A 19,650-nucleotide genomic window follows, 5' to 3' on the forward strand; every position below is an offset into this window, starting at 1 on the left:
TGAAACTCCTAACCTGGGGCGGCGCAGGCCGCCCGATGGCGTCGGCCCTCAGGGACCGGCGCCGCTCGTGCCGTGTCGGCTCAGAGCCCGCGGCGGGCGTAGCGCTTGAGCATGCTGGGCACATCGAGGATGAGCGCGATGCGGCCGTCGCCGGTGATGGTGGCACCGGACATGCCGGGCGTGCCTTGCAGCATCTTGCCCAGCGGCTTGATGACCACCTCTTCCTGGCCCACCAACTGATCGACCACGAAGCCGATCCGCTGGGTGCCGACCGAGAGGATCACCACGTGTCCCTCGCCCTGCTCGACGTGGGCCGCACCGGGCACCAGCCAGCGCTTGAGGTAGAACAGCGGCAGCGCCTTGTCGCGCACCACCACCACTTCCTGGCCATCCACCACGTTGGTGCGGGACAGGTCGAGGTGGAAGATCTCGTTGACGTTGACCAGCGGGAAGGCGAAGGCCTGGTTGCCCAGCATCACCATCAGCGTCGGCATGATCGCCAGCGTCAGCGGGACCTTGATGACGATCTTGGAGCCCTGGCCCTTGGTGGAGTAGACGTTGAGGGTGCCGTTGAGCTGGCTGATCTTGGTCTTGACCACGTCCATGCCCACACCGCGTCCGGAGATGTCGGAAATCTCGGACTTGGTGGAGAAACCCGGGGCGAAGATCAGGTTGAAGCACTCGGTCTCGGTCAGGCGATCGGCCGCGTCGCGGTCGAGCAGACCCTTTTCCACTGCCTTGTTGCGCAGCAGGTCCGCATCCATGCCCTTGCCGTCGTCGGAGATCGACAGCAGGATGTGATCGCCTTCCTGCTCGGCGGAGAGCACCACGCGACCGGCGCGGGACTTGCCGTTGCGCTCGCGCTCGGCCGGGTCCTCGATACCGTGGTCGACGGCGTTGCGCACCAGGTGGACCAGCGGATCGGCCAGGGCCTCGACCAGGTTCTTGTCCAGGTCGGTCTCTTCCCCGACCAGTTCCAGGTTGATCTCTTTCTTCAGGCTGCGCGCCAGGTCGCGAACCAGGCGCGGGAAGCGGCCGAACACCTTCTTGATCGGCTGCATCCGGGTCTTCATGACCGAGGTCTGCAGATCGGCGGTGACCACGTCGAGGTTGGACACGGCCTTGGCCATGGCCTCGTCGCCACTGTTCAGGCCCAGGCGCACCAGGCGGTTACGCACCAGCACCAGCTCGCCGACCATGTTCATGATCTCGTCCAGCCGCGCGGTATCGACCCGGACGGTGGTTTCCGCCTCGCTGGTGGGACGCTCCCCTGCCGCCGCGGCAGGCGCCGGTGCAGCAGGCTTGGGTGGCTCGGCGCGGGCCGGGGCGGCTTCGGCCGCCACCGGTGCCGGTTTCGCAACGGGCGCAGGAGCCGGCGTCGGCTTGGGCGCGGCAGCCGCAGCGGCCGGCACTACCGGCTCGGCGGCCTCGGCAGGGCCGCTGAACTTGCCCTTGCCGTGCAATTCGTCGAGCAGCGATTCGAATTCGTCATCGGTGATCTCGTCACCGGAAGCCACGGCTGGCGGGGCAACCGCGGCCACGGGTGCAGCCTCGGCAACGGCGAACTTGCCCTTGCCATGCAACTCGTCGAGCAGGGCTTCGAATTCGTCGTCGGAGATGTCGTCGCCACCGGCAGTAGCAGGTGCCGGCGCGGCAGCGGTCACAGCAGGCGCAGGCGCCGGCGCTTCGTTGAACTTGCCCTTGCCGTGCAATTGATCGAGCAGGGCTTCGAATTCATCGTCGGTGATGTCTTCGCCACCGGCGGCGCTGGGCGCTGCCACGTCGGGCGCACGCTCGGCGCTCGACTCGCCGCCCAGGGCGTCGAGCAGATTCTGGAAGTCGGCATCGCTCAGTTCCGGCTCGGCAGCCTCGGCTGCCACGGGCGGCGGTACCGGCGCCGCGACGGGAGCGGTGACCACCGGCTCAGGCGCAGGGGCGGCAGCGGGCGCACTGCCCGCCGGCTCGGCCAGACGGGCCAGGGCAGCGAGCAACTCGGGCGAAGCCGGCTGGGGCTCCTCCCGCTCACGCACCCGACCGAACATTTCATTGACGGAATCCAGGGCTTGCAGCACCACGTCCATCAGCTCGGCATCCACGCGGCGTTCGCCCTTGCGCAGGATGTCGAATACGTTTTCCGCGATATGGCAGCACTCGACCAGCGTATGGAGCTGCAGGAACCCGGCACCGCCTTTGACGGTATGGAAGCCACGGAAAATGGCGTTCAGCAAATCCATGTCGTCCGGGCGGCTTTCCAGCTCGACCAATTGTTCAGACAACTGTTCGAGAATCTCGCCGGCCTCAACCAGGAAATCCTGGAGGATTTCTTCATCGGCGTCGAAGCTCATTCCTGCACTCCCCAAGAGGGTCTGGGTCAGAAGCCCAGACTGGATAGAAGATCGTCGACGTCGACCTGAGCGGCCACAACGTCTTCACGCTTATCGGCATGAATCTGCGGACCTTCACCCTTCATCGTCTTTTCTTTTCGGTTTTGTTCGATCAATGCGCTGTGATCGTGGCTGAAGCCGGTGTAGCGGTCGACCTGGCTGGCCATCATCACCAGCTTGACGAGGTCTTTCTCGATCTGCCCGACGAGATTGACCACCCGCTTGATCACCTGCCCAGTGAGATCCTGGTAGTCCTGCGCGAGGAGGATGTCGTTGAGCTTGGACGAAAGTTGTCCGGCACTGCTTTCGCTGTGGCTGAGGAAGGCGTCCACGCGCTTGGCGAGCTCGCGGAATTCGTCCGCGCCCATCTCACGGCGCATGAATTTCTTCCAGTCGGCGTGGACCGCCCGGGCCTCGTCGCCGAAGTTGCCCACCAGCGGCGCGCTCTCCTCCACCAGATCCATGGTCCGGTTGGCGGCGTTCTCGGTCATCTTCACGACGTAGGAGAGACGATCGGTGGCATCGCTGATCTGGGAGACTTCCTCGCCGGCCATGCCGCGCGGATCGATCTCGAAGTTGACGATGGCATTGTGCAGTTCGCGGGTCAGCTTGCCGACTTCCTGGTAGAGACCCCGATCGCGAATCTGGTTGAGCTCATTGATGACGTGCACGGCCTGGGCGAAGTCGCCGCTTTCCAGGCATTTCACCAGCTCTTGGGCATGCTGTTTTAGAACCGACTCGAAGTCGCTGAAGCTGTTGTTGCCAAGCTGATCCATAACGTCCCCGCGGCTTTCTTCAGCCGTTCACCCGCTCGAAGATCTTGTCGATCTTTTCTTTCAGCACCTGGGCGGTGAAAGGCTTGACTACATACCCGTTCACGCCGGCCTGAGCGGCTTCGATGATCTGCTCGCGCTTGGCTTCGGCGGTTACCATCAGCACCGGCAGGGTCTTCAGGCGCGCATCGGCGCGGACCTGACGCAGCAGATCGATACCGGTCATGCCGGGCATGTTCCAGTCGGTGACGAGAAAATCGAAGTTGCCGCTCTGCAGCATCGGCAGTGCGGTGTTGCCGTCGTCCGCTTCGGCGGTATTGGTGAATCCCAGATCACGCAGCAAATTCTTGATGATCCGTCTCATCGTGGAAAAATCATCCACGATGAGGATTTTCATGTTCTTGTCCAAGTCGACCTCCGTCCTAATCCGCACACACGCCGTGAAGCGCGCCTAAGCAATCGTAGTAGCCTGAGTACCAGCCCGTTAACGCGAACGCCAATCCGCCAGCCGAGCCCGCAGGCGCGCCGCGCATTGACTGTGGAGCTGACAGACCCGGGATTCGCTCACTCCCAGTACCTCGCCGATTTCCTTGAGGTTGAGTTCCTCGTCGTAATACAGCGAGAGCACCAGGCGTTCACGCTCCGGAAGATTGGCGATGGCGTCGGCCAGGGCCTTGCGGAAGCGCTCGTCCTCCAGACCGCGACCGGGTTCGAGTTCATGCGAACCGCTCTCCTCGAGCCCATGCTCACCACCCTCCATGAGGTCGTCGAAGCTGAACAGGCGACTCCCCATGGTGTCGCCAAGGATGCCGTAGTACTCATCCAGACTCAATTTAAGTTCGGCCGCGACTTCGGAATCTTTAGCGTCGCGACCGGTGCGCGCTTCTACCGCCCGAATGGCATCGGTGACCATGCGGGTGTTGCGGTGGACCGAACGCGGTGCCCAGTCGCCCTTGCGCACCTCGTCGAGCATGGCGCCGCGGATGCGGATGCCGGCGTAGGTCTCGAAGCTCGCTCCCTTGCCGGAGTCGTATTTGCGTGAAGCCTCCAGCAGGCCGATCATGCCGGCCTGCATCAGGTCTTCGACCTGCACGCTGGCGGGCAACCGTGCCAGGAGATGGTAGGCGATGCGTTTCACCAACGGCGCGTAGCGGTTGATGAGCTGCTCCTGCTCGGTCCGTTCGGAAGTTTTGCTGTACATGCGAAGCCCGCTGGATGCTGTCATGCGTGGGTACCGGTGGCTGGTTGCACGAGTCGCTCGACGAAGAACTCGAGGTGTCCGCGCGGGTTGGCCGGCAGCGGCCAGCCATCGACTTTCTGTGCGACCGCGCGGAAGGCCAGCGAGGCCTTGGCACGGGGAAACGCTTCGAACACGGGGCGCTGTTTCTGTACGGCCTTGCGCACCGCTTCGTCGAACGGAATGGCGCCCACATACTGCAGGGCGACATCCAGGAACCTGTCGGTCACCTTGGTCAGCTTAGCAAAGAGATTGCGACCTTCCTGGGGCGTGAGCGCCATGTTCGCCAGCACCCGGAAACGGGTGACGCCATGGTCGCGATTGAGCAGCTTGATCAGGGCGTAGGCATCGGTGATGGAGGTGGGTTCGTCACACACCACCACCAGGACTTCCTGGGCGGCGCGAACGAAGCTGACCACCTGGTCGCCGATGCCGGCAGCGGTATCGACGATGAGCACGTCGAGGTTCTCGCTGATGTCGCTGAAGGCCTGGATCAGGCCGGCGTGCTGGGCCGGCGTGAGGTTGACCATCGCCTGGGTGCCCGAGGCCGCCGGGACGATGCGAATGCCACCGGGACCTTGCAGCAGCACGTCGCGCAGGTCGCACTCGCCGGAGATGACATCGGCCAGGGTGCGCTTGGGCGACAGGCCCAGGAGAACGTCGATGTTGGCAAGGCCCAGGTCGGCGTCGAGCAGCATGACGCGCCGCCCGATATCGGCCAGGGCCAAGGCCAGGTTGACCGACACGTTGGTCTTGCCGACACCGCCTTTACCGCCCGTGACCGCTATGACTTGGACGGGATGCATGCTACCCATTGCCTGATACCTTTGATTGAAATCCGTCACACTTTAGACCAAGTGCATTTGGCGTGCCCAGGCATGCGATGCACGTATACCGTTCGTCTGCGCTAGCCGGCGCGGCGGGCGGCGTTTTGATACAGGCCGGCGAACATGCCCGCCATGGTTTCTTCGCTCGGCTCCTCGGGCGCCTGCAGACTCACCGCACGGCTCACCAGTTGGTGGCTGCGCGCCGGATGCAGGTCGTCCGGGATACGCGGACCGTCGGCGATGTAGGCCACCGGCAGGCGTTGGCTGATGGCCAGGCCCAGGGCTTCGCCGAGGCTGGCGGCTTCGTCCAGTTTGGTCAGCACGCAGCCGCTGAGACCGCACCGGCGATAACTGTGGTAGGCCGCCTTAAGTACCTGGCTCTGGCTGGTAACGCCGAGTACCAGGTAGTTGCGAATCTTCAGCTGACGGTTTGCCAGCGCTTCGAGCTGTACCTTGAGCGCCGGATCGTTGGCGGGCATGCCCGCGGTATCGATCAGCACCAGGCGCTTGCGCGCCAGCGGAGCCAGCGCCTGGGCCAGGGACTGGCCTGGGTCGACCAGGGTCACCGGCACGTCGAGGATGCGGCCCAGCGTCTTGATCTGCTCCTGGGCACCGATGCGGAAGCTGTCCATGCTGACCAGCGCCAGGCTTTGCGGACCGTACTTGAGCACGTAGCTGGCGGCGAGCTTGGCCAGGGAGGTGGTCTTGCCCATGCCGGCCGGACCAACGAAGGCGACGATGCCGCCCTCCTCCAGGATCTTGGCATCGGTGGTCTTGGCCAGTTGGGCGAAGTTGGCCAGCAGCATGCGCCAGGCATGCCGCGGGTCCTGGATCTTGGCCACGCTGTCGAGCAGGTGACGGGCCAGTTCGGCCGGCAGGCCCATGCGCTGCAGACGGCGCCAGAGGCCAGCCTGCTGCGGACGGGTGGACTGCACCTGGGTCCAGGCCATGGAGCCGAGCTGGACTTCCAGCAGTTCACGCAGGCCGCTGAGCTCGCTGCGCATGGCATCCAGGGCGCGACGATCTTCCGGCGCAACAGCGGCGGCCGGCGCGGCAGCTGCAGGCTGGGGGGGACGCGGCGGCGCGATCACCGGCTCGCGACGGCTGTCGGCGGCACTGATGGCACCGAGCAGCTGCTTGTCCTTGGGCGCGGTGGTGGGTACCCCCGGCGCGCGGATGCTGAGGTCGGCATGGGCCTGGGCGATCTTCGCATGGGTCTTGCGCAGCTCCGCCTGCAACTCGGCGTTGGGCGCAGCCGGTGCCGGGGCCTGGTAGTCCAGCGCGGCGGTCAGCTCGACCCCGCCGGCGACCCGACGGTTGCTGAGGATGGCAGCGTCCGGGCCCAGCTCGTCGCGTACCAGCTTCATGGCTTGACGCATATCGGCGGCGAAGAAACGTTTGACTTGCATGATCTAGACCTCAGCCATTCTGGCCAACGGTAGCGACGATGGTGACCTGCTTGTTGTCCGGAATTTCCTGGTAGGCCAGTACACTCATGTTCGGTGCCGCCATCCGGGCGAAGCGGGACATCATCCCGCGGATCGCACCGGCCACCAGCAGCACCACTGGCTTACCCATCATTTCCTGACGCTGCGCCGCCTCGACGAGGGAACGCTGCAGTTTTTCCGCCATGCCAGGCTCGAGGAACATGCCGTCCTCAGCGCCTTGACCGGCCTTCTGCATACTACTTAGCAACATCTGTTCCAACCTTGGCTCAAGGGTGATAACAGGCAGCTCAGGGTCCATTCCAACGATGTTCTGGACGATTGCACGGGACAGCGCGACCCGTACGGCACCAGCGATCGCGGCGGGATCTTGACTCCGCGGACCGACGTTGGCGATGGCTTCGGCGATGGTGCGGATGTCGCGGACCGGTACCTGCTCCTGCAGCAGTTGCTGAAGGATCTTGAGCAGGGTCGACAGGGAGACGATGCCGGGTACCAGTTCCTCGGCCAGCTTGGGCGAACTCTTGGCCAGTACCTGCAGCAATTGCTGGACTTCCTCGTGGCCGATCAGCTCGTGGGCGTGCTTGAAGAGGATCTGGTTGAGGTGGGTGGCGACCACGGTGCTGGCGTCCACCACGGTGTAGCCGAGGGACTGGGCCTGATCGCGCTGGGTGACGTCGATCCAGACGGCCTCCAGACCGAATGCCGGATCCTTGGCGGCCACGCCATTGAGCGTGCCATAGACCTGACCGGGGTTGATGGCCAGCTCACGGTCGGGATAGATCTCGGCCTCGGCCACGCTCACGCCCATCAAAGTCAGACGATAGGCGTTGGGCAGCAGATCCAGGTTGTCACGAATGTGGACCGAGGGCATCAGGAAGCCCAGGTCCTGGGACAGCTTCTTGCGCACGCCCTTGATCCGCGCCAGCAACTGGCCACCCTGGTTGCGATCGACCATGGGAATGAGGCGGTAGCCGACTTCCAGACCGACCATGTCCACCGGGGTCACGTCGTCCCAACCCAGCTCCTTGGCTTCGGCGGGACGCTGCACGGGGGCCAGGTCCTGCTGCTTCTTGGCTTCGACCTCGGCAGTCTGCTTGGCCTGGCGCTGACGCTTGTAGATCAGCCAGGCGCCGGCGGCGGCAGCGCCACCCAGGCCGAGGAACGGCAGGTGCGGCATGCCCGGCACCAGGCCCATGGCGATGATGATGAAGGCCGAGACTGCCAGCGCCTTGGGCGAGGCAAACATCTGACGATTGACCTGCTGACCCATGTCCTCGGAAGAAGACACGCGAGTCACCATGATGGCCGCGGCGACCGACAGCAGCAGCGACGGGACCTGGGCGACCAGGCCGTCACCGATGGTCAGCAGGGCGTAGATGCGCGCCGCTTCGCCGAACGGCAGGCCGTGCTGGGCCATGCCGATGGCCATGCCGCCGATGAGGTTGATGAAGAGGATCAGCAGGCCGGCGATGGCATCACCGCGAACGAACTTGCTGGCACCGTCCATGGAGCCGTAGAAGTCGGCTTCCTGGCCCACTTCGGTCCGGCGCTTCTTGGCTTCGGCCTGGTCGATGATGCCGGCGTTGAGGTCGGCGTCGATGGCCATCTGCTTGCCGGGCATGGCGTCCAGGGTGAAACGGGCCGATACCTCGGAGATACGGCCAGCACCCTTGGTCACCACCACGAAGTTGATGATCATGAGGATGGCGAACACCACCGCACCGACCACATAGTTGCCGCCGACCACCACCTCGCCGAAGGCCTGGATGACCTTGCCCGCGGCGTCGTGGCCGTCCTGGCCGTGCAGCAGCACCACGCGGCTGGAGGCCACGTTCAGTGCCAGGCGCAGCAGGGTCGAGACCAGCAGGATGGTCGGGAAGACGGCGAAATCCAGCGGCCGCAAGGCGTAGACGCTGACCAGCAGGACCACGATCGACAGGGCGATGTTGAAGGTGAACAGCACGTCCAGCAGGAACGGCGGCATCGGCAGGGTCATCATGGCGAGCATCGCCAGGACGGCCAGCGGCACGCCCAGGTTGCCGCGTGCCAGACCGCGCATGTTGCCCATCATCAGGGATTTGTCGACTTTCACGCCCATTCCTCGCTTGCCGGTGCCGTCGTCACGGAAAGTTGACGCAGTGCACTGTTCGCAGGGGCTTCAGCAAGCTCCGGGCCAACTGCTCAACGCCTTGAAAAAGCGAGGTTTTCCGCAAGGAGTCGACAGGACTGGTAACGGATCGCCGGGACAGTGCGGTGAACCGCACGAGAAAGGCATGGGTCTGTCTAGGGACCGCGCTAGCGCGCCTATCCGAGGAACGAGACAATGAAAACAATCTGGACCGCGACGCTGTTGGCCACCTGCCTGGCAGGCACTGCCCAGGCCGCCGAATCCCTCACCATCCCGCTGAACAAGGTCACCACCGACGGCGTGGGTGAAAGCGTCGGCAGCGTACTGGTGACCCGCTCCAAGTACGGCCTGGTCTTCACGCCCGACCTCAAGGGCCTGGAGCCCGGCATCCATGGCTTCCATGTGCACACCAAGCCCAACTGCGGTCCGGCCGAGGTGAATGGCACCCTGACCGCTGGCGGCGCCGCGGGGGGCCACCTCGATCCGCGCAACACCGGCAAGCACAGCGCGCCCTGGTCGGACGACGGCCACCTGGGTGAGCTGCCGGCGCTCTACGTGACCGCCGACGGCCAGGCCACCCAACCGGTACTGGCACCGCGCCTGAAGCGTCTCGAGGAGCTCAAGGGCCATGCCCTGATGGTCCATGCCGGTGGCGACAACTACTCCGACCAGCCCAAGCCCCTGGGCGGTGGCGGCGCGCGCGTCGCCTGCGGCGTGATCAAGTAGCCGGCTTGCCCTGCTCGTCCCGTCGCAGGTCCGACGGGATGGGCAGATCGGCCAGCTTGGGCTTGCGCCCGCGCCCGGCGCGGAACTGCCTGAGTTGGTAGACGTAGGCCAGTACCTGGGCCACGGCCACGTAGAGACCGGCCGGGATCTCCTGGTCCACCTCCGTGGAGAAGTACACCGCTCGGGCCAGGCCCGGCGACTCCAGCAGCGACACCTTGTGCTCCTGAGCGATCTCGCGGATCTTCAGGGCGGTGAAGTCGCTGCCCTTGGCCACCAGGATCGGTGCCCCGCCCTTGGCCGCGTCGTACTTCAGCGCCACGGCGAAGTGGGTCGGGTTGGTGATCACCACGTCGGCGTTGGGTACCTCCGCCATCATCCGCCGCTGGGCCATCTGCCGCTGCATCTGACGGATCTTGCCCTTGACCTCCGGCTTGCCTTCGGCGTCCTTGTACTCGTCCTTGATCTCCTGCTTGGTCATCATCAGCTTCTTGCGGTTGCTGAAGATCTGGAAGGGCACGTCCACGGCAGCGATGATCAGCAGCCCCAGGGCCAGCAGCAGGGTGGCATGCCCCACCACCTGCATGCTGTGCAGCAGCGCCTGCTCCAGCGGCAGCTTGGCGATCTGCAGCAGGGCCGTGCGCTCGCTCATCAGCACCAGCACGGATACACCGAGGATGATGCAGAACTTGCCCAGGGCCTTGAACAACTCAACCAGGGAGTTCTTGGAAAACATCCGAGCGATGCCGGACATCGGGTTCATCCGGCTGGCCTTGGGCGCCAGAACCTTGCCGGAGAACAGGAAGCCGCCCAGGGCAATGTGGCCGACGATGGCGGCGATCACCACCAGGACGATCATCGGCACCATGCCCACCATGGCCGCCTTGCCCGAGGCGAGCAGGAAGGTACCCATGAAGCGCTCGTCCATCACCTCTTCGCGGCGCAGGGAGAAGTTGGCGCGCATCACCTCCAGCAGCTTACCGCCGAGGAAGGCGCCATACATCAGCAGGCCGCCCACGCCCGAAAGCATGACGGCTACCGTACCGAGTTCGCGTGAGCGCGGGAGCTGACCTTCCTCCCGAGACTCACGCTTGCGTTTGTCGGTTGGGTCTTCTGTGCGGTCTTCGCCATCGGATTCAGCCATGGGGCAGATCTCCTAGCGGGCTTGCGCGAGCTCGCGCAGCCACTGCAACGCCTCGGTCGCGAGGCTTTCGTAATGAGACAGGATATCCGCCGTGCCGAGCCAGACGATGACCATGCCCAGCACCACGATCAGCGGCATGCCGACGGAGAAGATGTTCAGCTGGGGCGCCGCGCGGGTCATGATGCCGAAGGCGATGTTGACCACCAGCAACGCGGTGATCGCCGGCAAGACCAACAGGATGCCGGCGCCCAGCACCCAGCCCAGCCGACCGGCCACCTGCCGGAAATGCTCGACGCTCAGGGTATCGCCCACCGGTAGGGTCACGAAGCTTTCCGCAAGGATCTCGAACACCACCAGGTGGCCGTTCATGGCGAGAAACAGCAGCGTCACCAGCATGGTGAAGAACTGCCCCATCACTGGCGCCGAGGCGCCGTTGACCGGATCGATCATGGACGCGAAGCTCAGGCCCGCCTGGGTCGAGATGATCTGCCCCGCCACCACGAAGACGTGGAAGAACAGTTGCAGGCTGAAGCCCATCACCGCCCCGATAAGGATCTGCTCGACGATCAGCGGCAAGGCCTGGACGCTGATGGCGTCCACCTGGGGCATGGGCGGCAGCGTGGGGACCAGCACCAGGCTCAGGGCCAGCGCCAGATACATGCGGACCCGCACCGGCACCAGGGTGGTCCCGATGATCGGCATGGTCATCAGCAGCGCGGCGATGCGGAACAGCGGAAAGAGGAAGCTGCCGACCCAGCCGCCGATCTGGGCGTTGCTGAGTTCGAGCATCGCTCAGCCGATCAGCCGCGGGATGTTGGTCACCGAGACCTGGATGAACTCCATCAGTTGCCGCACCATCCAGGGCCCGAGCACGATCAGCGTCAGCAAGGTGACGATCAGGCGCGGCAGGAAGCTCAGGGTCTGTTCGTTAATCTGGGTCGCGGCCTGGAAGATGGAGACGATCAGGCCGACGATCAGACTGGGTACCACCAACACGGTCACCAGCAGCGCGGTGAGCCAGAGACCCTGGCGAAACAGATCGACGGCGACTTCAGGGGTCATTTCGCTTCTCCACGCGAGGGAGCACCGCTAGACGGTGCCGAAACTGCTGGCCAGGGTACCCATGATCAGCGCCCAGCCATCCACCAGCACGAACAGCATCAGCTTGAACGGCAGCGAGATGATCATCGGCGAGAGCATCATCATCCCCATGGCCATCAGCACACTGGCGATCACCAGGTCGATGACCAGGAAGGGAATGAAGATCATGAAGCCGATCTGGAAGGCGGTCTTGAGTTCGGAGGTGACGAAGGCCGGCACCAGGATCGACAGCGGCGCCTGGTCGGCGCTGGGAATGTCGGTACGCTTGGACAGCCGCATGAACAGCTCCAGGTCGGACTGCCGGGTCTGCGCCAGCATGAAGTCCTTCATCGGCACCTGCGCCCGGCCGATGGCGTCCTGGGCGCTGAGCTGCTCGTTGAGATAGGGCTGCACGGCGGTGGTATTGATACGGTCGAACACCGGCGCCATGATGAACAACGTCAGGAACAGCGCCATGCCCACCAGCACCTGGTTGGACGGCGTGGTCTGCAGCCCTAGCGCCTGGCGCAGGATGGCGAAGACGATGACGATGCGGGTGAAGCTGGTCATCAGCATGACGAACGCCGGGATGAAGCTCAGCGCCGTCATGATCAGCAGAATCTGCAGGCTGACCGAATATTCCTGCTGGCCCTGGGCGTTGGTGCTCAGGGTGATGGCGGGGACGGACAGTGGATTGCCCTGTCCCGCCTGCTGCGCCAGCGCCAGGGGCGCGAACAGCAGCACGGCGAATCCCAGCAGCCAGCCCAGGGTGCGCCCGAGACCGGCCGGTAGTCGCAGCCTGGTCATGGTTTCGCCTTGGGATCGCGGCTGATGAGTTCCAGCAGGCGCTGGGCGAATTCCGGCGCCGCCGGGTCGGCCTCGCCCAGTCGTACCGGCTCGCGCAGGGTATGCAGTGGCGTGATGCGCCCGCCCGCGACCCCGATCAGGATCTGCTCCTGGCCGACCTGGACCAACACCAGCCGCTCGCGCGGCCCCAGATGCTGGGTCGAGACCACCTTGATCGCCTGCTGGCCACGCGGCCCCTGCAGTTGCACCCGGCGCACCAGCCAGGCCAGGCCGAGGATCAGGCCTATCACCAGCAGTAGGCCGAGCAACAGCTGCCCGAGCTGGGCGCCTACGTCCAGCCCCGGATGAGTGGCTTCGGCGGCGCTCGCGGTCAGGGGCAGGAGACCCAGCGGCAATAGCAGACTCTTCATGGATCACCGCAGCTTCTTGATGCGTTCCGTGGGGCTGATGACGTCGGTCAGGCGGATCCCGAACTTCTCGTTCACCACCACCACTTCACCGTGGGCGATCAGGGTACCATTCACCAGCACGTCCAGCGGCTCGCCAGCCAGGCGGTCGAGTTCGATGACCGAACCCTGGTTGAGCTGCAGCAGGTTGCGGATGGAGATGTCGGTATGGCCGACCTCCATGGAAATGGTTACCGGGATGTCGAGGATCACATCCAGGTTGGGCCCTTCCATGCCGCTCACCATCAAACCGCCACTGCTCTGGCCGAATTCCTCGACCGGAGCCTTGGGCGGCTTGGGCGCCTCGGGTGCCGCCGGTGAGGTGCCCTGGGCCATCAGGGCATCGATGTCGTCCTGGCTGGCATCGCCGGCTTCGGCCAGGGCCGCGGCCCACTCGTCCGCCAGGGCTTGTTCTTCGGGGTTGTCTGCCATCGTTCGTGTCTCGTGCAACGCCGGGCCGCGGCCCGGACGGGAAAAACGGGTATCGCTCAGCGGCTACGGCTGACCGGTTCGAGAATCTGCAGGGCCAGGTTGCCCTTGCGCGCGCCCATCTTGACCTTGAAGGTGGGCATGCCGTTGGCTCTCATGAGCATCTCTTCGGGCATCTCCACCGGGATCACGTCACCGGGCTGCATATTGAGAATATCGCGGAGTTTGAGTTGGCGCCGGACAACCGTCGCCTCCAGGGGCACTCGCACGTCCAGCAGGTCCTCGCGCAGGGCCTTGACCCAGCGCTCGTCCTGATCGTCCACATCGGACTGGAAGCCCGCGTCGAGCATCTCGCGGATCGGCTCGATCATCGAATAGGGCATGGTCACGTGCAGCTCGCCGCCGCCACCATCCAGCTCGATGTTGAAGGTGCTCACCACCACCACTTCGCTGGGGCTGACGATGTTGGCCAGGGCCGGGTTGACCTCCGAGTTCATGTACTCGAACTGGCAGTCGAGCATGGCGCCCCAGGCCTCCTTGAGATCGACGAAGCACTGGTCCAGCACCATGCGCACCACCCGCAGCTCGGTAGGGGTGAATTCGCGGCCTTCGATCTTGGCATGGCGGCCATCGCCACCGAAGAAGTTGTCCACCAGCTTGAACACCAGCCGGGCGTCGAGGATGAACAGCGCCGTGCCACGTAGCGGCTTCATCTTGACCATGTTCAGGCTGGTGGGCACGTACAGCGAATGGATGTATTCGCCGAACTTGGTGACCTGCACGCCGCCCACGGACACGTCCGCCGAGCGCCGCAGCAGGTTGAACATGCTGACCCGGGTGTAGCGGGCGAAGCGCTCGTTGATCATCTCCAGGGTCGGCATGCGGCCGCGGACGATGCGGTCCTGGCTGGTGAGGTCGTACCCCTTGATCGCCCCCGGCTCGACATCGGTCTCGGTCTCGACGATGCCATCGTCGACCCCGTGCAGCAGGGCATCGATTTCATCCTGGGAGAGCAGATCTTGCACGGCCATGGCGTTACCTATTGCAGGACGAGATTGGTGAACAGTACCTGTTCGATAACGGTCTGGCCGGTCAGTTTCTTCGCCAGCTCCTGAACCTTGCTGGTCGCCTGCTGGCGCAGCATCTCCTTGCCCACCGGGGTGACCAGACTAGCGAAGTCCTGGCCGGAAAACAGCATGACCAATTGGTTGCGCACCTGCGGCAGCTGCGCCTTGAGCGCATCCATCTGCGCCTGGTCGCGCCCCATCAGGGTCACCGTCACCTGCATGTAGCGCTGCCGCCCCTCGGCGTTGTAGTTGACCACGAAGGCCGGCAGCAACGGCTGGTAGACCGCCGCCAGGTGCACCGGCGCCGCGGGTGCGGCCGCCGCGGCGTGCTCGGGCTCGGCGCTCTTCTTGCCGAGCAGGAACCAGGTCGCCCCCACCGAGGCGCCGATCACCAGCAGCAGGGCCACGACGATGATGATGATGAGTTTGAGTTTGAGCTTGCCCTTGCCCTTGCCTTCCGCGGCTGCACCCTCTGCCGCAGGCGCCTGCTTCTTCGCCATATACGCTCGACCGACCCTTGTCCGGAGCGCCACCCTTGCCGGGCAGCGCGGCTAACTTATTGATGCGAAGGGGATATAGCAGGTGCAGCCGAGGCTGTCACCTGCCGGCCGGTGGCCGTCATCACGCGTAGTAGTCGACCAGGCTGCGCGCGGCCAGGATCGCGGAGCCACGGGTTTCGCCGACGTTCGCCAGCGGCTCCTCTTCGCCACCGTTCGCCGCCCCCCCGCGGCCACGGCGCGAACCATCGCTCTGGCCGCCCTGTTGCGACTGCTGCCAGGCCTGCCCGGAGGATTGGTCGGATACATTCACGTTGGCCAGGTTCATGCCCTGCTGGGCGAAGAGTTCGCGCAGCCGCTGGCTGCCGTTGTCCAGGGCCTCACGCACGTCCGCATGGGGACTGGCGAAGGTCACCTGGGTCTGGTCCTGGGTCATGTCGATGCGTACCTCCAGCTTGCCCAGTTGCGCCGGCTCCATCTGGATGTCGGCGGTCTTGAGGTTCTGGCTGGACATCCACATGACCTTGTCGACCACCGCCTCGCTGAAGTTGCCGGCCTGGGGATTGAGCGCCTGGCCAGGAACGGTGGCGCTGACCGGACGAGCGGTCTGCGCCGGCGCGCTCAGCGATTGCGACAGCGCGGTGAGCTTGTCGGCGAAGGCATCGGCCTTGGTCGGGACAGCCGCATCCTTGGCGTCCCCCTGATCCAGCGTCGAAGCCAGGGCCGCCGTGGCGGCCTGGTCCGCACCCGGTAGCGGAGCGGACGGGTCCGGCAACAGGGTATTGAGTTGCGCCGCCAGGTTGTTGGCGGTGGTTGCCGCCTTGTTGGCCTCCCCCTGCCCCTGCTGCGGGGCCTGGCCAAGCAGCTGCGCCAGACCTCTGTCCTGGGTCGCGGTGTCGCCGGGCTTGGCGGCGCCGGGCAGCGCCGCGTTCGGCAGGCCCGTGGCGGCTGTCTGGGTCCCCTGGGCGGTCGCCGCGCCAAGAATGGCAGCCGGATCGAGTCCCTGGGAGGTAGTCGTATTGGTCGGAGCGGCTGCCGTCGGGGTGCTCGTCGCCGCCGGAGTGGTCGGGGCGGGGGTCACCGCAGGGGTCGGGAACTGGCCAGTCATGCCGAGCAGGAACAGCGGGTCCAGTTGCGTGGCGCCTGGCTCCTGGCTGTCCTGCTCCTGGGCGACCGGCAAGGTCTTGCCGTCGCCGTCGGCAGCGGTTGCCGGCTGGTCGTCGGTCTTTGCCGCCGGGTCCGTCGACTTGGCATCGGCGGTCCGGTCATCGTCGGCGGAGCGCTTCGCCCGATCATCCCCCTCACGCGCCCGCGCCGGCTCGTTCTTGCGTGCCTGGCTGGTGGACTTGGTGTCGTTGGTATCGCGCGGCTTCTCAGTGCGAGCCGCTTCACGCGGCTGTTCCTGGGCAAAGACGTCGGCAAAACGCTCCGACGCCACGGGGCGATCCTGGACAGGGGGAGTCTTGACCGCGGGCCTGCCGGAGGTGGCGGAGGAAGTCGCGGTATTCAGTAGAAAATCGGGCACGACGGCCATGGAATGCTCCGAATGACGGGTTTTCCGATACTTTGCAAGTTACGCGCCAGCTGCAAACGCCAGCGCTTTGACGAGGCTCAGGTCGCGTAGCGCTGACGCTCGACCTTGAAGAGGATGCGCACGATGGCGAACTCGCGCTCGATCGCCGCCAGCCCCATGGCCAGCTCGGCCGTCGGGGCACGGCGGCGAGCGCCCTCCTCCACGTCCTTGCACAGTTGCGCCAGGGGCCCGGCGCCCATGTTGCCAGCGCTGCCCTTGAAGCTGTGGGCCAGCTGGCGAACCTGCTCGGCGTCGCCACCGATCACACTGCGCTTGAGCGCCGCGATACGCTCGTCGCAATCGACGAGGAAGGTGTCGATGAGTCCGACGTACTCCTCCTCCATGCAATCGCGCAAGGTGTCGAGCGTGTCCGGATCGAGATGAGTGGAAAGCATCAGGGTCTCACTGAGCGGGGGGCGAGGAGCGCGAGCGGCCCCGTCTAGAGATAGGCCGAGCGCGCGCGTTGAGCGTACTCGTCCATCTGTTTCTGTTCGCGCTTGTCTTCCACCAGCCGCTGCTCCTGCCGATAGCGCTCGACCAGCTTGCGCAAGCCTTCCAGGCGCGCATAGCGTTCCTGCCACTGGGTGCGGGCCTTGGCCACCACATCGCGATGCCACTGGGCATTGCGCTCCTGCTGGCCGATGGCTTCTTCCAGCTGGCTGAGAAAGCGCTGATAGCCGATCAGCCACTGTCCGGTGACGCCGCGGCTGCCGTTGACCACCAGACGCTGCTGGTAGTCCTCGCGGTAGCGCTGCAACTCACCGAGCTTGAATTCGGCCTGGGCCAGCTGCTGCTGGCACTGCCCCAGGCGCTGGGCCGCGTCGCGCTCCTCGCGCTCGCTCATGTCCACCACGGGTGCCAAGCGTTCGGCTCTGCCTTTCATGATCTATCAGCCTCCCAATACAGCTTGAAGATTGGCGGCGCTCTGTTCCAGCGACTCGCTTTCGCGCAACCCCTGACGCAGGAACTGCTGCATGGGGGCGTAGCGGGCGATCGCCAGGTCGGTTTCGGCATTACCACCGGGCACGTAGGCGCCGACGCTGATCAGGTCCTTGGTCTGCTGGTAGAGCGACCAGAGCTGCTTGACGCGCTGGGCATTGCGCAGATGCTCGGGACTGACGACCTGGGGCATTACCCGGCTGATGGACGCCTCGATGTCAATGGCGGGATAGTGGCCCTCTTCGGCCAGCCGCCGCGACAGCACGAAGTGACCATCCAGCACGCCCCGCGCCGAGTCGGCGATGGGGTCCTGCTGGTCGTCGCCTTCCGACAATACAGTATAGAACGCCGTGATCGAACCCCCACCCTTTTCTGCATTGCCGGCCCGTTCCACCAGCCGCGGCAGCTTGGCGAACACCGACGGCGGATAACCCTTGGTGGCCGGCGGCTCGCCGATGGCCAGGGCGATCTCGCGCTGGGCCTGGGCATAGCGGGTCAGGGAATCCATCAGCAGCAGGACGTTCTTGCCCTTGTCGCGAAAGTATTCGGCGATCCGGGTGCAGTACATGGCCGCCCGCAGGCGCAGCAGCGGCGCATCGTCGGCTGGCGAGGCCACGACCACCGCGCGCTTGATGCCCTCCTCGCCGAGGATGTGCTCGATGAATTCCTTCACCTCGCGACCCCGCTCGCCGATCAGCCCGACCACGATGATCTCGGCCTTGGTCAGGCGGGTCATCATGCCGAGTAGCACGCTCTTGCCGACGCCGGTACCGGCGAACAGGCCGAGGCGCTGGCCGCGGCCCACCGTCAACAAACCGTTGATGCTGCGAATACCCACGTCCAGCGGCTCGGAAATGGGTTCGCGCTTGAGCGGGTTGATGGTGGGACCGTCCATCGGCACCCAGTCTTCGGCGCGCATGCGGCCCTTGCCGTCCAGGGCATTGCCCAGGCCATCCAGCACGCGGCCGAGCATGGACATGCCCATCGGCAGGCGCCCGGTATCCGGTACGGGTACCACCCGGGCCCCCGGTGCTATGCCCGCCAGGCTGCCCACCGGCATGAGAAAGGTCTTGTCGCCATTGAAGCCCATCACCTCGGCCTCGACTTCCACCGGCTGGTAGCCGCCGCCATTGATCAGGCGGCACCGACTGCCCACGGCGGCGCGCAGGCCTTCGGCCTCCAGGGTCAGGCCGACCATGCGCAGCAGGCGGCCTTCTATCACCGGCTGCCGCTCGACCCGGATGGCTTCTTCATAGCCGCCCAGGCGCCGTTCGAAACTCAAGCGGTCAAGACGCATGGGGCGGCTCCTGGATATCGATGTGCAGGTCGGGGTCTTGAGGCTGCGTGGCCTGCTGGCGCTGCTGTTCAGCCAACTGTGTCAGCGCCTGGGCGAGACGTGTCTCGATGCTGGCATCGATGACACTGCTCTCGGTCTCGATCCGGCAGCCACCGGGCATGAGCGCCTCGTCTTCGAGTATGCGCCATTTCTCCTCGTGCCGATCCCGCAAGGCCTTCATCAGCTCGAAGTCCTGGGGGCTGACGTGGATACGGATGTTCTCGGCACCCATCGGCAGGAGTTTGAGCGAGGTCCGTACTACCTGCGCGAGCTGGCTGGAATCGAGCTTGAGCTCACGCTGGATGACTTCGCGGGCGATGTGACGTACCAGCTGGACCATCCCCGCTTCCAGTGCCTGGTCTTGTTCGCCGATGGGATCGAACAGATGCCCCATCAGGGTCTCCAGACTGGCCAGCCGGGCCCCCAGAGCGGCCTCGGCTTCCTGACGCGCCTTGAGCTGACCGGCGTGATAGCCATCGCGCTCGCCGGTCACGAAGCCTTCGTTGTAGGCCTCCTGACGGATCGCCTCCAGTTCTTCGAGGGTGATCGGTTGGACTTCCTCGACCGGCACCTCCTCGATCGAGGCCTCCGGCTGGGGCTCCGGTTCGGGTGCGGGCGCAGGCGTCCGCGCAGGCTCGTCGAAGCTGTCGAAGGCCGGCAGTCGCCAGACGTCGAAGGCTTCCAGGTCACGCGCCCTGATCAGTTCGCTCGCCGATTCTTTGCTCATCACCTATCCGTCAGAAAACCGCTACTGACAGAGCATTAGCAAAGCACAGGCCAACCCCTGAGAGCCTGTTCAAAGGCTGCTGCGC

21 protein-coding genes are annotated in these 19,650 nt (G+C 65.2%); 1 reads left to right on the plus strand and 20 read right to left on the minus strand.

Going from position 1 to position 19,650, the window contains the following annotated elements; translation table 11 throughout:
• Positions 1–80: 80 nt before the first annotated feature.
• The 7 genes from RND78_RS09700 to flhA form a co-directional block, all read right to left on the minus strand.
• Complete coding sequence (locus RND78_RS09700; protein WP_312728209.1) at positions 81–2,345, minus strand: chemotaxis protein CheA; 2,265 nt, start codon at positions 2,343–2,345, stop codon at positions 81–83.
• Positions 2,346–2,371: 26 nt separating this feature from the next.
• Positions 2,372–3,160, minus strand: coding sequence for a protein phosphatase CheZ (locus RND78_RS09705; RefSeq protein WP_312728211.1), 789 nt, complete (start codon positions 3,158–3,160; stop codon positions 2,372–2,374).
• 19 nt (positions 3,161–3,179) lie between these two features.
• Positions 3,180–3,554: a chemotaxis response regulator CheY gene (locus RND78_RS09710; RefSeq protein WP_169853335.1), complete on the minus strand. Its 375-nt coding sequence runs from the start codon at positions 3,552–3,554 to the stop codon at positions 3,180–3,182.
• A gap of 87 nt (positions 3,555–3,641) precedes the next feature.
• Positions 3,642–4,382 carry an RNA polymerase sigma factor FliA gene (gene fliA, locus RND78_RS09715; RefSeq protein WP_295460637.1) on the minus strand — a complete coding sequence of 247 codons (741 nt, stop codon included), beginning with the start codon at positions 4,380–4,382 and terminating at the stop codon, positions 3,642–3,644.
• The gene (gene fleN / locus RND78_RS09720) at positions 4,379–5,209 is read right to left on the minus strand and encodes a flagellar synthesis regulator FleN (protein ID WP_295460636.1); all 831 of its coding nucleotides are present in this window, start codon (positions 5,207–5,209) and stop codon (positions 4,379–4,381) included. The genes fliA and fleN overlap by 4 nt, the downstream gene beginning before the upstream one ends.
• Before the next feature lie 92 nt (positions 5,210–5,301).
• Positions 5,302–6,630 carry a flagellar biosynthesis protein FlhF gene (gene flhF / locus RND78_RS09725; protein WP_312728217.1) on the minus strand — a complete coding sequence of 443 codons (1,329 nt, stop codon included), beginning with the start codon at positions 6,628–6,630 and terminating at the stop codon, positions 5,302–5,304.
• A gap of 10 nt (positions 6,631–6,640) precedes the next feature.
• Positions 6,641–8,740: a flagellar biosynthesis protein FlhA gene (flhA, locus tag RND78_RS09730; RefSeq protein WP_312728846.1), complete on the minus strand. Its 2,100-nt coding sequence runs from the start codon at positions 8,738–8,740 to the stop codon at positions 6,641–6,643.
• 252 nt (positions 8,741–8,992) lie between these two features.
• Here flhA and sodC point away from each other — a divergent pair, with 252 nt between their 5' ends.
• Positions 8,993–9,523: a superoxide dismutase [Cu-Zn] SodC gene (sodC, locus tag RND78_RS09735; protein ID WP_312728219.1), complete on the plus strand. Its 531-nt coding sequence runs from the start codon at positions 8,993–8,995 to the stop codon at positions 9,521–9,523.
• On the opposite strand, the gene flhB is transcribed toward sodC, so the two are convergent.
• The 13 genes from flhB to fliH all read right to left on the minus strand — a co-directional run bounded on the left by flhB (position 9,516) and on the right by fliH (position 19,565).
• Positions 9,516–10,664 carry a flagellar biosynthesis protein FlhB gene (flhB, locus tag RND78_RS09740; protein ID WP_312728221.1) on the minus strand — a complete coding sequence of 383 codons (1,149 nt, stop codon included), beginning with the start codon at positions 10,662–10,664 and terminating at the stop codon, positions 9,516–9,518. The genes sodC and flhB overlap by 8 nt on opposite strands.
• A 12-nt stretch (positions 10,665–10,676) precedes the next feature.
• A complete protein-coding gene (fliR, locus tag RND78_RS09745; RefSeq protein WP_312728223.1) occupies positions 10,677–11,453 on the minus strand; it encodes a flagellar biosynthetic protein FliR in 777 nt (258 codons plus the stop codon).
• A 3-nt stretch (positions 11,454–11,456) separates the two neighbouring features.
• Positions 11,457–11,726: a flagellar biosynthesis protein FliQ gene (gene fliQ, locus RND78_RS09750; RefSeq protein WP_295460631.1), complete on the minus strand. Its 270-nt coding sequence runs from the start codon at positions 11,724–11,726 to the stop codon at positions 11,457–11,459.
• Between the two features lie 27 nt (positions 11,727–11,753).
• Positions 11,754–12,551 (minus strand): flagellar type III secretion system pore protein FliP, encoded by a 798-nt coding sequence (gene fliP, locus RND78_RS09755; protein ID WP_059226862.1) that lies wholly within the window; start codon positions 12,549–12,551, stop codon positions 11,754–11,756.
• Positions 12,548–12,961, minus strand: a complete 414-nt coding sequence (fliO, locus tag RND78_RS09760; protein ID WP_312728226.1) for a flagellar biosynthetic protein FliO — start codon at positions 12,959–12,961, stop codon at positions 12,548–12,550. The genes fliP and fliO overlap by 4 nt, the downstream gene beginning before the upstream one ends.
• 3 nt (positions 12,962–12,964) lie before the next feature.
• Complete coding sequence (fliN, locus tag RND78_RS09765; protein WP_312728227.1) at positions 12,965–13,429, minus strand: flagellar motor switch protein FliN; 465 nt, start codon at positions 13,427–13,429, stop codon at positions 12,965–12,967.
• A 56-nt stretch (positions 13,430–13,485) separates the two neighbouring features.
• Positions 13,486–14,457: a flagellar motor switch protein FliM gene (fliM, locus tag RND78_RS09770; protein WP_295460627.1), complete on the minus strand. Its 972-nt coding sequence runs from the start codon at positions 14,455–14,457 to the stop codon at positions 13,486–13,488.
• 8 nt (positions 14,458–14,465) lie between these two features.
• Positions 14,466–14,993 carry a flagellar basal body-associated protein FliL gene (fliL, locus tag RND78_RS09775; protein ID WP_312728228.1) on the minus strand — a complete coding sequence of 176 codons (528 nt, stop codon included), beginning with the start codon at positions 14,991–14,993 and terminating at the stop codon, positions 14,466–14,468.
• Positions 14,994–15,114: 121 nt separating this feature from the next.
• Positions 15,115–16,524 (minus strand): flagellar hook-length control protein FliK, encoded by a 1,410-nt coding sequence (locus RND78_RS09780; protein WP_312728229.1) that lies wholly within the window; start codon positions 16,522–16,524, stop codon positions 15,115–15,117.
• A gap of 77 nt (positions 16,525–16,601) precedes the next feature.
• Positions 16,602–16,958 (minus strand): Hpt domain-containing protein, encoded by a 357-nt coding sequence (locus RND78_RS09785; RefSeq protein ID WP_312728230.1) that lies wholly within the window; start codon positions 16,956–16,958, stop codon positions 16,602–16,604.
• 44 nt (positions 16,959–17,002) lie between these two features.
• On the minus strand, positions 17,003–17,446 hold the full coding sequence (fliJ, locus tag RND78_RS09790) for a flagellar export protein FliJ (protein ID WP_295460623.1): 444 nt from the start codon (positions 17,444–17,446) through the stop codon (positions 17,003–17,005).
• 6 nt (positions 17,447–17,452) lie between these two features.
• The gene (fliI, locus tag RND78_RS09795) at positions 17,453–18,799 is read right to left on the minus strand and encodes a flagellar protein export ATPase FliI (protein ID WP_312728231.1); all 1,347 of its coding nucleotides are present in this window, start codon (positions 18,797–18,799) and stop codon (positions 17,453–17,455) included.
• Positions 18,789–19,565, minus strand: coding sequence for a flagellar assembly protein FliH (fliH, locus tag RND78_RS09800; RefSeq protein ID WP_312728232.1), 777 nt, complete (start codon positions 19,563–19,565; stop codon positions 18,789–18,791). Before fliH ends, fliI begins: the two co-directional genes overlap by 11 nt.
• Between the last annotated feature and the right edge of the window lie 85 nt (positions 19,566–19,650).

Source organism: Pseudomonas oryzihabitans, assembly GCF_032027545.1.
Taxonomy (GTDB): Bacteria; Pseudomonadota; Gammaproteobacteria; order Pseudomonadales; family Pseudomonadaceae; genus Chryseomonas; species Chryseomonas oryzihabitans_F.

Coding starts and splice junctions, on each gene's coding strand:
- RND78_RS09700 (WP_312728209.1), bottom strand. CDS start 2,345: ATGAGCTTCGACGCCGATGAAGAAATCCTCCAGGATTTCCTGGTTGAG.
- RND78_RS09705 (WP_312728211.1), bottom strand. CDS start 3,160: ATGGATCAGCTTGGCAACAACAGCTTCAGCGACTTCGAGTCGGTTCTA.
- RND78_RS09710 (WP_169853335.1), bottom strand. CDS start 3,554: ATGAAAATCCTCATCGTGGATGATTTTTCCACGATGAGACGGATCATC.
- fliA (WP_295460637.1), bottom strand. CDS start 4,382: ATGACAGCATCCAGCGGGCTTCGCATGTACAGCAAAACTTCCGAACGG.
- fleN (WP_295460636.1), bottom strand. CDS start 5,209: ATGGGTAGCATGCATCCCGTCCAAGTCATAGCGGTCACGGGCGGTAAA.
- flhF (WP_312728217.1), bottom strand. CDS start 6,630: ATGCAAGTCAAACGTTTCTTCGCCGCCGATATGCGTCAAGCCATGAAG.
- flhA (WP_312728846.1), bottom strand. CDS start 8,740: ATGATGGGCAACATGCGCGGTCTGGCACGCGGCAACCTGGGCGTGCCG.
- sodC (WP_312728219.1), top strand. CDS start 8,993: ATGAAAACAATCTGGACCGCGACGCTGTTGGCCACCTGCCTGGCAGGC.
- flhB (WP_312728221.1), bottom strand. CDS start 10,664: ATGGCTGAATCCGATGGCGAAGACCGCACAGAAGACCCAACCGACAAA.
- fliR (WP_312728223.1), bottom strand. CDS start 11,453: ATGCTCGAACTCAGCAACGCCCAGATCGGCGGCTGGGTCGGCAGCTTC.
- fliQ (WP_295460631.1), bottom strand. CDS start 11,726: ATGACCCCTGAAGTCGCCGTCGATCTGTTTCGCCAGGGTCTCTGGCTC.
- fliP (WP_059226862.1), bottom strand. CDS start 12,551: ATGACCAGGCTGCGACTACCGGCCGGTCTCGGGCGCACCCTGGGCTGG.
- fliO (WP_312728226.1), bottom strand. CDS start 12,961: ATGAAGAGTCTGCTATTGCCGCTGGGTCTCCTGCCCCTGACCGCGAGC.
- fliN (WP_312728227.1), bottom strand. CDS start 13,429: ATGGCAGACAACCCCGAAGAACAAGCCCTGGCGGACGAGTGGGCCGCG.
- fliM (WP_295460627.1), bottom strand. CDS start 14,457: ATGGCCGTGCAAGATCTGCTCTCCCAGGATGAAATCGATGCCCTGCTG.
- fliL (WP_312728228.1), bottom strand. CDS start 14,993: ATGGCGAAGAAGCAGGCGCCTGCGGCAGAGGGTGCAGCCGCGGAAGGC.
- RND78_RS09780 (WP_312728229.1), bottom strand. CDS start 16,524: ATGGCCGTCGTGCCCGATTTTCTACTGAATACCGCGACTTCCTCCGCC.
- RND78_RS09785 (WP_312728230.1), bottom strand. CDS start 16,958: ATGCTTTCCACTCATCTCGATCCGGACACGCTCGACACCTTGCGCGAT.
- fliJ (WP_295460623.1), bottom strand. CDS start 17,446: ATGAAAGGCAGAGCCGAACGCTTGGCACCCGTGGTGGACATGAGCGAG.
- fliI (WP_312728231.1), bottom strand. CDS start 18,799: ATGCGTCTTGACCGCTTGAGTTTCGAACGGCGCCTGGGCGGCTATGAA.
- fliH (WP_312728232.1), bottom strand. CDS start 19,565: ATGAGCAAAGAATCGGCGAGCGAACTGATCAGGGCGCGTGACCTGGAA.